Origin of the sequence: Mesobacterium pallidum (assembly GCF_019966535.1) — a bacterium.
Taxonomy (GTDB): Bacteria; Pseudomonadota; Alphaproteobacteria; order Rhodobacterales; family Rhodobacteraceae; genus Mesobacterium; species Mesobacterium pallidum.
Genome location: NZ_JAIMID010000005.1, coordinates 67,729 through 80,534 on the forward strand (window position 1 = coordinate 67,729; position 12,806 = coordinate 80,534).

General features: G+C 66.4%; 13 protein-coding genes. 9 read left to right on the forward strand and 4 right to left on the reverse strand.

Annotation, left to right across the window (positions count from 1 at the left end; genetic code table 11):
* The first annotated feature begins 6 nt into the window (after positions 1 to 6).
* The 6 genes from MF270_RS09250 to MF270_RS09275 all read left to right on the forward strand — a co-directional run bounded on the left by MF270_RS09250 (position 7) and on the right by MF270_RS09275 (position 6,186).
* Positions 7 to 939, forward strand: a complete 933-nt coding sequence (locus tag MF270_RS09250; RefSeq protein ID WP_238365593.1) for a calcium-binding protein — start codon at positions 7 to 9, stop codon at positions 937 to 939.
* A 146-nt stretch (positions 940 to 1,085) separates the two neighbouring features.
* Positions 1,086 to 1,355 carry a 30S ribosomal protein S15 gene (rpsO, locus tag MF270_RS09255; RefSeq protein ID WP_238365594.1) on the forward strand — a complete coding sequence of 90 codons (270 nt, stop codon included), beginning with the start codon at positions 1,086 to 1,088 and terminating at the stop codon, positions 1,353 to 1,355.
* 171 nt (positions 1,356 to 1,526) lie between these two features.
* Positions 1,527 to 3,092, forward strand: coding sequence for a calcium-binding protein (locus MF270_RS09260; protein ID WP_238365595.1), 1,566 nt, complete (start codon positions 1,527 to 1,529; stop codon positions 3,090 to 3,092).
* 200 nt (positions 3,093 to 3,292) lie between these two features.
* Positions 3,293 to 5,443 (forward strand): polyribonucleotide nucleotidyltransferase, encoded by a 2,151-nt coding sequence (gene pnp, locus MF270_RS09265; RefSeq protein WP_238365596.1) that lies wholly within the window; start codon positions 3,293 to 3,295, stop codon positions 5,441 to 5,443.
* Between the two features lie 84 nt (positions 5,444 to 5,527).
* Positions 5,528 to 5,785, forward strand: coding sequence for a hypothetical protein (locus MF270_RS09270; RefSeq protein WP_238365597.1), 258 nt, complete (start codon positions 5,528 to 5,530; stop codon positions 5,783 to 5,785).
* A complete protein-coding gene (locus MF270_RS09275; protein ID WP_238365598.1) occupies positions 5,782 to 6,186 on the forward strand; it encodes a DUF1801 domain-containing protein in 405 nt (134 codons plus the stop codon). The genes MF270_RS09270 and MF270_RS09275 overlap by 4 nt, the downstream gene beginning before the upstream one ends.
* Before the next feature lie 69 nt (positions 6,187 to 6,255).
* On the opposite strand, the gene MF270_RS09280 is transcribed toward MF270_RS09275, so the two are convergent.
* The gene (locus MF270_RS09280; RefSeq protein WP_238365599.1) at positions 6,256 to 6,462 is read right to left on the reverse strand and encodes a cold-shock protein; all 207 of its coding nucleotides are present in this window, start codon (positions 6,460 to 6,462) and stop codon (positions 6,256 to 6,258) included.
* A 153-nt stretch (positions 6,463 to 6,615) separates the two neighbouring features.
* Between MF270_RS09280 and MF270_RS09285 the strand changes: the two genes are divergently transcribed.
* From MF270_RS09285 to MF270_RS09295, 3 genes are all read left to right on the forward strand, one after another.
* Positions 6,616 to 7,077, forward strand: coding sequence for a hypothetical protein (locus MF270_RS09285; protein ID WP_238365600.1), 462 nt, complete (start codon positions 6,616 to 6,618; stop codon positions 7,075 to 7,077).
* A 31-nt stretch (positions 7,078 to 7,108) separates the two neighbouring features.
* On the forward strand, positions 7,109 to 9,361 hold the full coding sequence (gene rnr, locus MF270_RS09290; RefSeq protein ID WP_238365601.1) for a ribonuclease R: 2,253 nt from the start codon (positions 7,109 to 7,111) through the stop codon (positions 9,359 to 9,361).
* 64 nt (positions 9,362 to 9,425) lie between these two features.
* On the forward strand, positions 9,426 to 10,274 hold the full coding sequence (locus MF270_RS09295) for an LOG family protein (protein WP_238365602.1): 849 nt from the start codon (positions 9,426 to 9,428) through the stop codon (positions 10,272 to 10,274).
* Positions 10,275 to 10,295: 21 nt separating this feature from the next.
* On the opposite strand, the gene MF270_RS09300 is transcribed toward MF270_RS09295, so the two are convergent.
* The 3 genes from MF270_RS09300 to MF270_RS09310 all read right to left on the reverse strand — a co-directional run bounded on the left by MF270_RS09300 (position 10,296) and on the right by MF270_RS09310 (position 12,662).
* Entirely contained in the window at positions 10,296 to 10,496 is a 201-nt protein-coding gene (locus MF270_RS09300) for a hypothetical protein (RefSeq protein ID WP_238365603.1), read from the reverse strand.
* A gap of 186 nt (positions 10,497 to 10,682) precedes the next feature.
* Complete coding sequence (rlmN, locus tag MF270_RS09305; RefSeq protein ID WP_238365604.1) at positions 10,683 to 11,876, reverse strand: dual-specificity RNA methyltransferase RlmN; 1,194 nt, start codon at positions 11,874 to 11,876, stop codon at positions 10,683 to 10,685.
* 258 nt (positions 11,877 to 12,134) lie between these two features.
* Positions 12,135 to 12,662: an invasion associated locus B family protein gene (locus MF270_RS09310; protein ID WP_238365605.1), complete on the reverse strand. Its 528-nt coding sequence runs from the start codon at positions 12,660 to 12,662 to the stop codon at positions 12,135 to 12,137.
* Positions 12,663 to 12,806: the final 144 nt, after the last annotated feature.

The following is a 12,806-nucleotide window of genomic DNA, read 5'->3' on the forward strand; positions in this document are numbered from 1 at the left end:
CTCCTCATGTTGTGGTTGGCAGGTCTGTTCGGAATGGTCATGGTCGGGTCCTTCGCGATGGCGGGGTTCGGCACCGGCCATGACGCCGAGGACGACTTCGACACCGACGGGGCCGACGGCGACACCGAGGGGTCCGAAGATGACGGCACCGGCGGCAACATCCTCGACTTCATCGGCAGTGGCGACATCGTCTCGGGCAACGAGGACGACGAGGCGATCGAGGGCGGCGCGCTTGGCGACCAGATCAACGGCTACGACGGTGACGACACGATCGACGGCGGCGACGGGTCCGACGACCTGCACGGCGCGGGCGGGCTTGACAGCATCCTGGGCGGCAGCGGCAACGACAGCCTGCACGGCTGGGACGACGAGGATGAGCTGCTGGGCGGGTCCGGCCACGACACCCTGTCGGGCGACATGGGCGACGACCTGCTCTGGGGCGAGGATGGCGACGACAGCCTGACCGGCGGCGCAGGCGAGGACACGCTGCTGGGCGGCGACGGCGACGATGCGCTGCATGGCAGCGACGACGACGACGTGCTGCAGGGCGGCGCGGGCGAGGACACGCTGTTCGGCGGGCGCGGCGATGACGTGATCCTTGGTAACGACGACGCGGACGGCGACTACCTGAACGGTGGCGACGGGGCCGACACGCTGGTGGCCGGCGCGAACGACACGCTGACCGGCGGGATGGGACTCGACCAGTTCCGGTTCGACGACTGGCCCGAGGACGCGGATGCGACCGTCCACCTGATGGATTTCACCGCCGGCGAGGACCAGCTGGTCATGATCTACGAGGGCGCCGCCCCCGAGATCACGGTCGAGCCCGATGTCAGCGACCCGGCCATCACCCATGTCAAGCTGAACGGGCAGATCCACGCCTCGCTCACCGGGGCCGAGGGGCTGAGCGCGGCCGACATCACCATCGTGGGCGGCTGACCCCGGATTTCCCCTTTGCACGCAGGGCATTCTGCCCTATACGCCCCCATCCGCGACGGAATCATTCCGGCGCGGATTTCTCCACGGGCCCTGCTGGACGACATCCCGGCTTGCGCCATCACCCTCAACCATCGAAGGAGACCCCGATGTCGATCACTGCTGACGAAAAAGCCCGCCTGCTCAAGGAATTCGCAACCAAGGACGGCGACACCGGTTCGCCCGAAGTCCAGGTTGCCATCCTGACCAGCCGGATCACAACCCTGACCGAGCACTTCAAGACCCACAAGAAGGACAACCACTCGCGTCGTGGCCTTCTCAAGCTCGTGGCCCAGCGCCGCAAGCTGCTGGACTACCTGAAGGGCAAGGAAGAGGCCCGTTACCAGGACCTCATCAAGCGCCTCGGCATCCGCCGCTAAGCGTTTCGGGCCCCGGCCCGGACATGGAATTCCCGGAACGCCCGCCTTGCAGAAGGCGGGCGTTTCGCTTTTGGGGGTCGCGCGCGATTTGGTTCAATTGCCGCGTAAATGCCCACGGCTCATCGCGATTGGACCCTGCCCGCGTCCCGGGATTCGCTGTAAGCCGGACGCATGACCCTGCGATCCGCCTATTGGTACCCCCTGAACGACTGGACCGTCGGCGACGGCCCGCCTGATATGGCCGAGGCCCTGGCCATGGCCCAGCGCATGGCGACCATGGGCGTGACCGAGCTGGTGCTGGGCATCGACGGGCGCAAGCTGCATTCGGCCTGGAACTACCTGCCGACCTTCGACGCGCCGAGCTTCCGGGCCGACCTCGAGACCTCACTTAACCGTCTGTTCGACGCCGGTTACACCGGCAGCGTGTCGCTGATGCCGGTCAACGGGCTGTATAACTGGCAGACCGAAAACCACGCCCAGACCTACTGGGCGGTCAACGCCACCCTGCGCTTCATCGAGGATTCGCCCCACCGCGACCGCATTACCGGGATCGTGACGGATACCGAGTTCGGCCCCACGCCCGAGTGGAACGACGCGGATGATGCCGGTCGGGCCGAGATCCTGCGGCAGTATCATACGCTGCTGGCGGGCATAGACGAGCGGGTGAAGGATTTCGATGCGACGCTCACGACGACGACCTACCACGGCGCTTACCTTGACCGGGGCGACACGCGGTTCACGCTGGACGGGGTGAATTACGGGGATGCGGCGACCTTCGCCGGGGTGGTCGACCGCATCATCCTGCCGATCCGCCTGACCGACGCCATCGACCCCGAGGGCGATCACGACTTCGACCGGCTCATCGCCCGCGCCGTCAGCCAAAGCGCGGACGAGCTGGCACATCTGGCCGGCAGTGACACCACCATCGTGCTCGATTTCGAATGGGAGGAGGCGCATCAGTCCATGGGCGCCCCGAACTACTTTGCCCGGGTCGAGGCCGCCATCGGCGCCGCCGTGCAGGACCACCCGGCCTTTGCCGGGTTCACCGTCTGGATCAGCCCCTCGGTCAGCGTGGTGCCCCTGCGCGACCTTGCCATCCGGGGTGACGATGCCGCCAACCGGCTGCTCGGCTCGGCCGGGGACGACACCATGGCCGGGCAGGACGGCGACGACACGTTGGAGGGCGGCGACGGCACCGATCGGCTGGACGGGGGGACGGGCTTCGACCAGCTCTCGGGCGGCGAGGGCAAGGACCGGCTGTGGGGCCGGGAAGGCGCCGACAGCCTGAGCGGCGGGCGCGGCAATGACCGGCTGTTTGGCCAGGGCGGGAACGACGATCTCTCGGGCGGGCCCGGCGCCGACCGGCTCTCCGGCGGGCGGCACCAGGATCGCCTCATCGGCGGCTATGGCCACGACACGCTGGCAGGCGGCGACGGGGCCGACACGCTGGACGGCGGGCCGGGCGATGACTTGCTGACCGGGGGCGCGGGGCCGGATACCTTTGTCTTTGACGGCAGCTTTGGTGACGACACGGTCACCGATTTCACGCCCGGCAGCGACCTCTTGCAGTTCGGCCCGGGCTTTGCCGAGGTCACGGATCTTGCCGGTTTCCTGGCCGCGGCGACCGAGATTGATGGCGCGCTGGTCTACGATCACGACACCGACGGCGCCGCCGTCATCACCCTGATCGGGTTGACCGCCGGGGAGCTGGGCGCGGACGACCTGATCTTCCTGTGATCCGCACCCGCCATAAGTGACAGGCCCCACCTTTCCTGTTCCAAATTGGGCGAAAACCCTGTAAGGGCGGCCCATCTGAGACGTGGTGCCACGACCCCGGCACCGTGAGAGAAAGATGAACGGGGTCGGCGGCAATGGGGCCGCCATTCAATCGGGAGACGCGGGAGGGCCCGCGAGTGCTCCCTTACAGGATACGCTAGATGTTCAACGTGACTACGAAATCGATGCAGTGGGGCGAAGAGACCCTCACGCTGGAAACGGGCAAGGTCGCCCGTCAGGCCGACGGCAGCGTCATCGCCACCCTGGGCGAGACCTCGGTCATGGCCAACGTGACCTTTGCCAAGTCGCCGAAGCCGGGCCAGGACTTTTTCCCGCTGACGGTCCACTACCAGGAGAAATACTATGCCGCGGGCAAGGTGCCCGGCGGCTTTTTCAAGCGCGAAGCCCGGCCGACCGAAAAGGAAACGCTGACCGCGCGCCTGATCGACCGCCCGATCCGCCCGCTGTTCGTCCCCGGCTTCAAGAACGAAGTGCTGGTGATGTGCACCGTGCTGTCGCACGATCTCGTCAATGACCCCGACATCGTCGCCATGATCGCCGCCTCGGCCGCGCTGACGATTTCCGGCGCGCCCTTCATGGGCCCGATTGCCGGTGCGCGCGTGGGCTATGTCGACGGCGAATACATCCTCAACCCCGAGGTCGAGGATATGCACAAGCTGCGCGAGAACCCCGAGCAGCGCCTCGACCTCGTCGTCGCCGGCACCAAGGACGCCGTGATGATGGTGGAATCGGAAGCCTACGAGCTGACCGAGGCCGAGATGCTGGGCGCCGTAAATTTCGCGCATGAGCAGATCAAGCCGGTCGTCGACCTGATCATCTCGCTCGCCGAAGACTGCGCGAAAGAGCCCTTCGACTTCCAGTCGCCCGATTACTCGGCGCTTTACGACGTCGTGAAGGCCGCGGGCGAAGACAAGATGCGTGCCGCCTACGCGATCATTGACAAGCAGGAGCGCGTGGCTGCTGTTGCCGCCGCCAAGGAAGAGATCAAGGCTGGCCTGACCGAGGAACAGCTGGAAGACGCCAACCTCGGCTCGGCCATCAAGAAGCTGGAATCGACGGTCCTGCGCGGCTCGGTCGTCAAGGAAGGCAAGCGGATCGACGGCCGTGCGCTGGACCAGGTGCGCCCGATCGTGGCCGAAACCGGCATCCTGCCGCGGACCCACGGCTCGGCGCTGTTCACCCGCGGCGAGACCCAGGGCCTGGTCGTGACCACGCTGGGCACCGGCGACGACGAGCAGATGATCGACGCGCTGAACGGCACCTACAAGTCGAACTTCCTGCTGCATTACAACTTCCCCCCCTACTCGGTGGGTGAAGTCGGCCGTGTCGGCTCCCCCGGTCGTCGCGAAATCGGCCACGGCAAGCTGGCCTGGCGCGCGCTTCAGGCCGTGCTGCCCGCCGCCACCGATTTCCCCTACACGATCCGCATCGTGTCCGAGATCACGGAATCGAACGGCTCGTCGTCGATGGCTTCGGTCTGCGGCGGCTCGCTGTCGATGATGGACGCGGGCGTTCCGCTCAAGTCCGCCGTGGCCGGCGTGGCCATGGGCCTGGTGCTGGAAGACGACGGCTCCTACGCGGTCCTGACCGATATCCTGGGTGACGAAGACCACCTGGGCGACATGGACTTCAAGGTGGCAGGTACCGAGAACGGCATCACCTCGCTGCAGATGGACATCAAGGTCGCGGGCATCACCCCCGAGATCATGGAAAAAGCCCTGGCCCAGGCCAAGGACGGCCGGATGCACATCCTGGGCGAGATGAACAAGGCGCTTTCGGGTGCCGGCGACTTCTCGGTCCACGCGCCGCGCATCGAGACGATGCAGATCCCGACCGACAAGATCCGCGAAGTGATCGGCTCGGGCGGCAAGGTCATCCGCGAGATCGTGGAAGTCTCGGGCGCCAAGGTCGACATCAACGACGACGGCGTGATCAAGATCGCAAGCCCGAACGGCGAAGCCATCCAGAAGGCCTATGACATGATCTATTCGATCGTGGCAGAACCCGAAGAAGGCCAGGTCTACAAGGGCAAGGTCGTGAAGATCGTCGATTTCGGCGCCTTCGTGAACTTCTTCGGCAAGCGTGACGGGCTGGTGCATGTCTCCCAGATCGAGAACCGCCGCCTGAACCATCCTTCGGACGTTCTGAAGGAAGGCCAGGAAGTCTACGTCAAGCTGCTGGGCTTCGACGATCGCGGCAAGGTCCGTCTGGCGATGAAGATGGTCGACCAGGAGACCGGCGAAGAGCTGCCGCCCGAACCCAAGAAGAAAAAGGAAGATGCCGAGGGCTGAGGCCCCCGCATCTGACCGGATAGGAAGGGGCCCTTTCGGGGGCCCCTTTTTCGTTGCATGCTGGGCCCGGAAAAGGAGCCTGCCATGCCCGACATCCCCTCCGGCCTCATCGCCCTTGGCCTGGGCGTCATCGCGCTCTGGATCGCTGCGATGGCGCTCAAGGCGCTGCGCACGGGCGAGGTGCGCGTAAGGGGCTGGCTGCCGACTGGCTGGGGCTCGGGCCGCCCCTGCCAGCGCCTGGGCGAGCCGCTGCTCTACTGGTACCAGTTGACGATCCTTGGCCTCGCCTTTGCCTTCTGCGTCGCGGGCGTGCTGGCCGCGCTGACCGGCTACCTGCCATGACCGCGCCGCCCCCTGCCGTCGCGGCGGCCTTCGACGCCATGCCGGGGCCGGCGCGCGCCCGTCTGCTGGCGCTGCGCGGGATGATCTTGGACGTGGCGGCCGAGGACCCGGCCATCGGCCCGCTCGACGAGTCGTTGAAATGGGGCCAGCCGTCCTATGCCACGCCGTCAGGCAGCGGCACGCCCCTGCGTCTGTCCCTCGCGAAATCCGGCGACCCGGCGATCCTGGCCCATTGCCAGACCCGCGTGATCCCTGATTTCCGCGCGCTCTTCGGCGCGGAGTTCGCCTACGACGGCACCCGCGCGGTCCACCTGCCGCTGGACCGGCCGCTCGCCACCGAGCCGCTGCGCCTGCTGATCCACAGCGCGCTGACCTATCGTCTGCGCCAGCGGGCCGGGTAGGGTCTGCGCAAAGAAAAACCCCCGCAAAGTCGCCTTTGCGGGGGTCTTCCGAATTCGGTGACGGGCCGATCAGGCCAGTTCGATATCCACGGCGCTTTCGCGGTTGTCGCGGCCGGCCTTGATTTCGAAGGTCACGGCCTGGCCGTCCTTCAGTTCGGTCAGACCGGCGCGTTCCACGGCGGAGATGTGGACAAAGATGTCCTTGTCACGGCCATCGGCCTGGATGAAGCCGTAGCCTTTGGTGGCGTTGAACCACTTGACGGTACCTTGAGCCATTTGCTCTGTTCCTTATCGGTTATGTCGCCCGCAACATGCAGCGACCCGGCAGCTCGACGTCGAAAGCTGGGCCGCGTGGGAACAGAGATTCGAAAGTAAAGTGCGGTACCGTGATGCACGTCCGGCGTGAGCAAATCAAGAGAATCCATCGAGATGATGCAAAACGTGATGGTTTTCCGTGGGTTCGGTCTCGCATGGACGCGCATTTCCTCGCGCCAAAGTCAGCTCTGTGCAGCGCTGCTGATGCCCGGCGCGGCGCGGGCCGAGGTCTGCGACAAGGAAATCCTCTGGCCGGTCCTGGACAATCCGCCCTACGGGCTGATGGACAGAATCGGGATCGAACTGACCTCTCCCGTGGTCATCCTGGCCGCCGGGCTGCTCATCTTCGCCTTTGTCCGACGGAGACTCTGGCCGGTCGCGTTGGCCGTGGCTTTGCTGGCCGCGAACACCTGGCTCAGGTGGTCGGACTGGTTTGACCAGAACGGCATCTACCGCTTGGCCGTGCAGGAAGGCTGCCGCGCGCATCCGCTAGCCTTCACCCTCGCCACGGCAGTGAGCTTTCTGGCCATGGCCTGGTTGGCGCGCCGCAGTGCGCGCCGGCGCAATCCCGCGTGACGCCGCCCCGACCTCGTGCTAGGGGCGGATCATGGACCAGCTTCCCACGCGCGACGAGATCCTCCAGTGGATCTCGGACAACCCGACCCAGACCTCCAAACGCGACATTGCCCGGGCCTTCAGCATCAAGGGCGCGGCGCGGATCGACCTCAAGCGCCTGCTGAAGGAGCTGGAGGCCGAGGGCCACCTGCAAAAGCGCAACAAGACCTATCGCGACCCCGACAAGCTGCCCCCTGTGGCGGTGCTGCGGGTGGCCGGGCCGGACGACGACGGCGACCTGACGGCCGAGCCGCTGGAATGGCAGGGCGAGGGCGCGGCGCCGGTGGTGCGGCTGGTGCTCGCGACCAGCGATCCGGCCCTGGGCGAGGGCGACCGCATCCTCGCGCGGCTGACCGAGCTCGAGGACGAAGACGCCGCCTACGAAGGCCGCCTTATCCGCCGCATCGGGACCAACCCGCGCAAGGTGCTGGGCGTCTTCCGCAAGACCCCCGAGGGCGGGCGAATCCTGCCCATCGACAAGGGCGACGACAAGGAATGGCTGATCGGCCGCGACGACATCAATGGCGCCAAGGAAGGCGAGCTGGTCGAGGCCGAGCAGTCCGGCCCCAAGGGGCGCCTCGGCCTGCCACGCGCCCGCATCACCGCGCGCCTTGGCGATCCGACCGAGCCGCGCGCGGTCTCGCTGATCGCCATCCACCAGCACGGCATCCCGCACGATTTCCCCGACGCAGTGATCGAGGAAGCCGATGCGATGAAGCCTGCGGGCCTGTCGGGTCGCACGGACCTGCGCGAGATGCCGCTGGTCACCATCGACCCGTCGGATGCGCGCGACCATGACGACGCGGTCTGGGCCCATGCCGATGACGACCCGAAGAACGAAGGCGGCCATGTGCTCTGGGTCGCGATCGCGGACGTGGCGCATTACGTGACCTCCGGCTCTGCGCTGGACAAGGAGGCGCGCAAGCGCGGCAATTCCAGCTACTTCCCCGACCGCGTGGTGCCGATGCTGCCCGACCGGCTGTCAGGTGACCTGTGTTCGCTGCACGAAGGCGTGCCACGCGCCTGTATCGCCCTGCGCATCCAGATCGACGCCCATGGGCAAAAGATCGGCCACCGGTTCGAACGGGGGCTCATGCGCTCCATCGCCTCGCTGAATTACGCCGAGGTGCAGCAGGCGCAGGACGGCAACCCGAACGAGAAATGCGCGCCGCTGATGGACGAGGTGATCGCGCCGCTCTATGCCGCCTACCACGCGCTGATGGAGGCGCGGCGCACCCGCCAGCCGCTGGAGCTGGACCTGCCCGAACGCAAGATCGTGCTGACCGAGGAGGGCGAGGTCGCCTCGGTCAACTTCGCCGACCGCTACGACGCCCACAAGCTGATCGAGGAATTCATGGTCCTCGCCAATGTCTGCGCGGCCGAGACGCTGATCGCCAAGAACTCGCCCCTGCTGTTCCGCGCCCACGAGGAACCGAGCCCGGAAAAGCTCGAGGCGCTGCGCGAAACCGCCGCCGCCTCGGGCTACACGCTGGCCAAGGGGCAGGTGCTGCAGACCCGGCACCTCAACGCGCTCCTGAACGCTGCGGCCGGGTCGGACGAGGCGGAACTGATCAACCTGTCGACCCTCAGGTCGATGACGCAGGCGTACTATTCGCCCATGCATATCGGCCATTTCGGGCTGGCGCTGAAGGCCTATGCGCATTTCACCTCGCCCATCCGGCGCTATGCCGACCTTGTCGTGCACCGCGCGCTGATCTCGGCCCATGGCTGGGGCAAGGACGGGCTGACGCCCGAGGACAAGGAGCGGCTGGAGCAGACCGCCATCCACATCTCGGAGACCGAGCGCCGGTCGATGATGGCCGAGCGGGACACGACCGACCGTTACCTCGCCGCCTATCTCAGCGACCGGGTGGGGGCGACCTTCACCGGCAAGATCTCGGGCATCGCGCGGTTCGGCGTCTTTGTCCGGCTGGACGAAACCCACGCCGACGGGCTGGTGCCGATCCGGTCTCTGGGCAGCGAATACTTCCGCTTCGACAAGGACGAGGGCACGTTGACGGGCGAGCAATCGGGCCAGGTCTTTGGCCTGGGCCAGCGGGTCGAGGTCAAGCTGACCGAGGCGGTGCCGGTCACCGGCGGGCTGCTGCTGGAACTGCTGTCGGTCGAGGGCGACCCGACGAAACGCGTGACCTCCAAGCGCGGGGCCCGCGGCGCCCCGCGCGGCAAGGAACGCAAGACGAAACGGGCGACCGCCAAGCGTCAACGCAAGGTGCAGCGGCGCTAGGCTGGTTTCCGGCCCGCCCGCGCGCTAGGATGGCTCTCCAGAAACGCATTTTCAGAGCAGGTTCATGAACGAAGCCCCCCGTGCCCATCCTTTCCGCGATTCCGAACAGGACCGCGAGGCCAGCCACCATATCCCGGACACGCCGCAGACGCGGTCCTCGACCTACAAGCTGGCCTTCGACGACACGGATTTCCTGACGCGGGACGAATTGCGCCCCGTGCGGCTGCAGCTGGAACTGCTCAAGCCGGAACTGATCATGCAGGAGGCCGGGATCACCTCGACCGTGGTGCTGTTCGGCGGCGCGCGCATTCCGGCGCCGCGCGACAAGGACACGGCGCGGACCTCGACCCTGCGCGACCTGTCGAAATACTACGACGAGGCGCAGGAGTTCGCGCGCATGGTGACCGAACTGTCGGTCGCCACGGGCAACCGCGAAAAGGTCATCGTGTCGGGCGGGGGCCCCGGCGTGATGGAGGCCGCCTGCCGCGGGGCCGCCGATGCGGGCGGCGTATCGGTGGGGCTGAACATCGTGCTGCCCCATGAACAGGCGCCGAACGCATACGTGACGCCCGAGCTGTGCTTCAACTTCCACTACTTCGCGATCAGGAAGATGCATTTCCTGATGCGGGCCGAGGCGATTGCCGTCTTCCCCGGCGGGTTCGGCACGCTCGACGAATTGTTCGAGTCGCTGACGCTGATCCAGACCGGACGGATGAAGCAGGTGCCGATCCTGCTGTTCGGCCGCGAGTTCTGGGACCGGATCGTCGACTGGCAGGCGCTGGCGGATGCCGGCACCATTTCGGACAGTGACCTCGAGCTGTTCCGCTACGTCGACACGGCGCAGGATGCGCTGGACGCGATGACGCATTGGCAGGGCAAGGGCGAACGGCGCGGGGTCATCCCCGGGCGCTGAACCTGTCCGGCCAGGTCGGGATCAGGCCAGGTCGCCCAGCCAGCACAGCTCGCGCCCGTTGCGCAGATGGGTCACCACGCGGCCGCGGGCGGTCTCTGCCAGGGCATAACCGTAGCCGCGCAGGCGGTGCTGCCACTCGCGATCGGAAACGGAGAGGGCGCGCTCTTTCAGGACGATGTCACGGACCTGGGCGGCGATGTTTTCGGAACCTTCGAACAGCATGGCGTTTCCTCCATTGAAACGATTAACACTGGAACGAGGCTATTGTTGCGATGGGGCGGAAATCGTGCCGGATTGGGGCATTCTCGTGACCGGTAAACGCTGTGTTTCCAAAGTCACACCAATGCGTTTCAAATGAAAAAGGGGGCCGCATGGCCCCCTTCCCTTGATCCGCCGCGCGCGTGACGCTCAGGCGCCGCCCATGCCTGCCTCGGCCTCGATCTCGCGCCGCGACTTGCGGGCGCGTTCGGTGGCCGACTTGAGCTGACCACAGGCGGCCATGATATCCTCGCCCCGCGGGGTGCGTATGGGCGAGGCATAGCCGGCCTGGTAGATCACGTTGGCAAAGGCGCGGATGCGGTTGTTCGACGACCGCTTGTAGGGCGCGCCGGGCCATTCGTTGAAGGGGATCAGGTTCACCTTGGCCGGGATGTCCTCGATCAGCTTGACCAGCCGCCGCGCGTCCTCGTCGCTGTCGTTCACCCCGTCCAGCATCACGTATTCAAAGGTGATCCGCTCAGAGTTCGAGAGCTTGGGATAGGCCTTGAGCGCGGCCAGCAGTTCCTCGATGTTCCAGCGCTTGTTGATCGGCACCAGCTTGTCGCGCACCTCGTCGGTGGTGGCGTGGAAACTGACGGCGAGCATGCAGCCGATTTCCTCGGCGCAGCGGGCGATCTCGGGGACGACACCGCTGGTCGACAGGGTGATGCGGCGACGGGACAGGGCAATGCCCTCGCCATCCATCGCGATCTTCATCGCGTCGCGCACGTTGTCGAAGTTGTAAAGCGGCTCACCCATGCCCATCAGCACGATGTTCGACAGAAGGCGCGGGCCGTTCTCGCCCGTGCCCTGCCCCGGCTCTGGCCATTCGCCGAGGTCGTCGCGTGCCATCATGATCTGGCCGACGATCTCGCCCGCGGTCAGGTTGCGCACCAGCTTCTGCGTGCCGGTGTGGCAGAAGGAACAGGTCAGCGTGCAGCCAACCTGGGACGAGACACAAAGCGTGCCGCGGTCTTCCTCTGGGATATAGACCACCTCGACCTCGTGCCCGCCGGCGATGCGGACAAGGTACTTGCGCGTGCCGTCCTCGGACACGAGGCGCGACACCGTCTCGGGGATCTCGATCACGAAATGCTCGGCCAGCAGGGCGCGGTAGGCCTTGGCGAGGTTGGTCATGGCGTCGAAATCGCGCACGCCCCAGTGGTAGACCCATTGCCACAGCTGGTTCAGCCGCATCTTGGCCTGCTTTTCCGGCGTGCCGGCGGCAATGAGCGCATCCCGCAGCTGGTCGCGGGTCAGGCCGACGATGTTCGTGCGGCCGCCCTCGGGCTGCTTGCGGGGGATGGTCAGGACATCCTGTGTGATCGGAGCGTCGGGTTTCATCGCGCGTGACCTCTGAAAGAAGGCGCCTCAATACACGAATCGCCCGCGATTACAAAGCCCCCGCAACGGCCGGCGTCGCACGGGTTGGTGAGCTTGGGGGCGCTGCCCCCAAACCCCCGAGGTATTTTCGAAACAATGAAGGACCGGGGCGCCCCGATCCCGCTTCATCCTGCCATAGACCTCCGGGGGATCGCCAGTGTCGCGCCATTGGTCCGATTGACACTGGCGACGGGGCAGGCCCCCGCATGTCCCGCCAGGTCAGCTGCCGCAGCGCTTCTCGGCATCCTCGACGGCGGCGGTGAAGCCGAGCAGGGAGAACGTGTCCTGCGTCTGCGTCCCGCGCGAGGAGCGGGCGGTCAGGATGGCGCTCGAGCCGGCCTTCATCGCGGTTACGATCTGGGCGTCGTCCTCGGGCGAGGCGGGCCAGGCCCATTCGCCGTCGGTGAACAGCTGGAACTCGCGCCCGTCCACGTTCAGCCCGACGGTGGAATCGGGGGCGAAGGGATAGCCGCCGGTAAAGGTCACCTGCCCCTTCACGCCGGCGCCGGGCCGGTAGAAGACGAACAGCAGGATCTCGCCCCGGCGGACCTGCACGACGCGGCCGTCGCGGGTGTTGACGGTTTCCTTGGGGGCCGAAACGCCCCAGCATTCCGTAGGGTTACTTTCGACGAACACGCTCCAGTCCGTGTTCGCCGCCACGCGGTTGGTGCTTTCTTCCTGCGCCGACACTGCCATGCCGGTCAGCGCCAGGACGCCTGCCAGAATTCCGCGAATTGATGATACCATGTGACCAGCCTCCGAGCCGTCCTTGCCTCGCCTATGCCCCGCCCGCCAGTTCTTGCGCATCCGCTTGACGGGGCTTGGAAATCTCTCGACAACATGCACATTAGCGCGAAATCCGCCACCCGATAAAGGGCAATGGGCGCAAAA

Excerpts from the sequence above, each read along its gene's own strand:
- MF270_RS09285 (WP_238365600.1), top strand. The coding sequence starts at position 6,616 with ATGATGCAAAACGTGATGGTTTTCCGTGGGTTCGGTCTCGCATGGACG.
- rnr (WP_238365601.1), top strand. The coding sequence starts at position 7,109 with ATGGACCAGCTTCCCACGCGCGACGAGATCCTCCAGTGGATCTCGGAC.
- MF270_RS09260 (WP_238365595.1), top strand. The coding sequence starts at position 1,527 with ATGACCCTGCGATCCGCCTATTGGTACCCCCTGAACGACTGGACCGTC.
- MF270_RS09275 (WP_238365598.1), top strand. The coding sequence starts at position 5,782 with ATGACCGCGCCGCCCCCTGCCGTCGCGGCGGCCTTCGACGCCATGCCG.
- MF270_RS09280 (WP_238365599.1), bottom strand. The coding sequence starts at position 6,462 with ATGGCTCAAGGTACCGTCAAGTGGTTCAACGCCACCAAAGGCTACGGC.
- MF270_RS09300 (WP_238365603.1), bottom strand. The coding sequence starts at position 10,496 with ATGCTGTTCGAAGGTTCCGAAAACATCGCCGCCCAGGTCCGTGACATC.
- MF270_RS09250 (WP_238365593.1), top strand. The coding sequence starts at position 7 with ATGTTGTGGTTGGCAGGTCTGTTCGGAATGGTCATGGTCGGGTCCTTC.
- MF270_RS09310 (WP_238365605.1), bottom strand. The coding sequence starts at position 12,662 with ATGGTATCATCAATTCGCGGAATTCTGGCAGGCGTCCTGGCGCTGACC.
- rpsO (WP_238365594.1), top strand. The coding sequence starts at position 1,086 with ATGTCGATCACTGCTGACGAAAAAGCCCGCCTGCTCAAGGAATTCGCA.
- pnp (WP_238365596.1), top strand. The coding sequence starts at position 3,293 with ATGTTCAACGTGACTACGAAATCGATGCAGTGGGGCGAAGAGACCCTC.
- MF270_RS09295 (WP_238365602.1), top strand. The coding sequence starts at position 9,426 with ATGAACGAAGCCCCCCGTGCCCATCCTTTCCGCGATTCCGAACAGGAC.
- rlmN (WP_238365604.1), bottom strand. The coding sequence starts at position 11,876 with ATGAAACCCGACGCTCCGATCACACAGGATGTCCTGACCATCCCCCGC.
- MF270_RS09270 (WP_238365597.1), top strand. The coding sequence starts at position 5,528 with ATGCCCGACATCCCCTCCGGCCTCATCGCCCTTGGCCTGGGCGTCATC.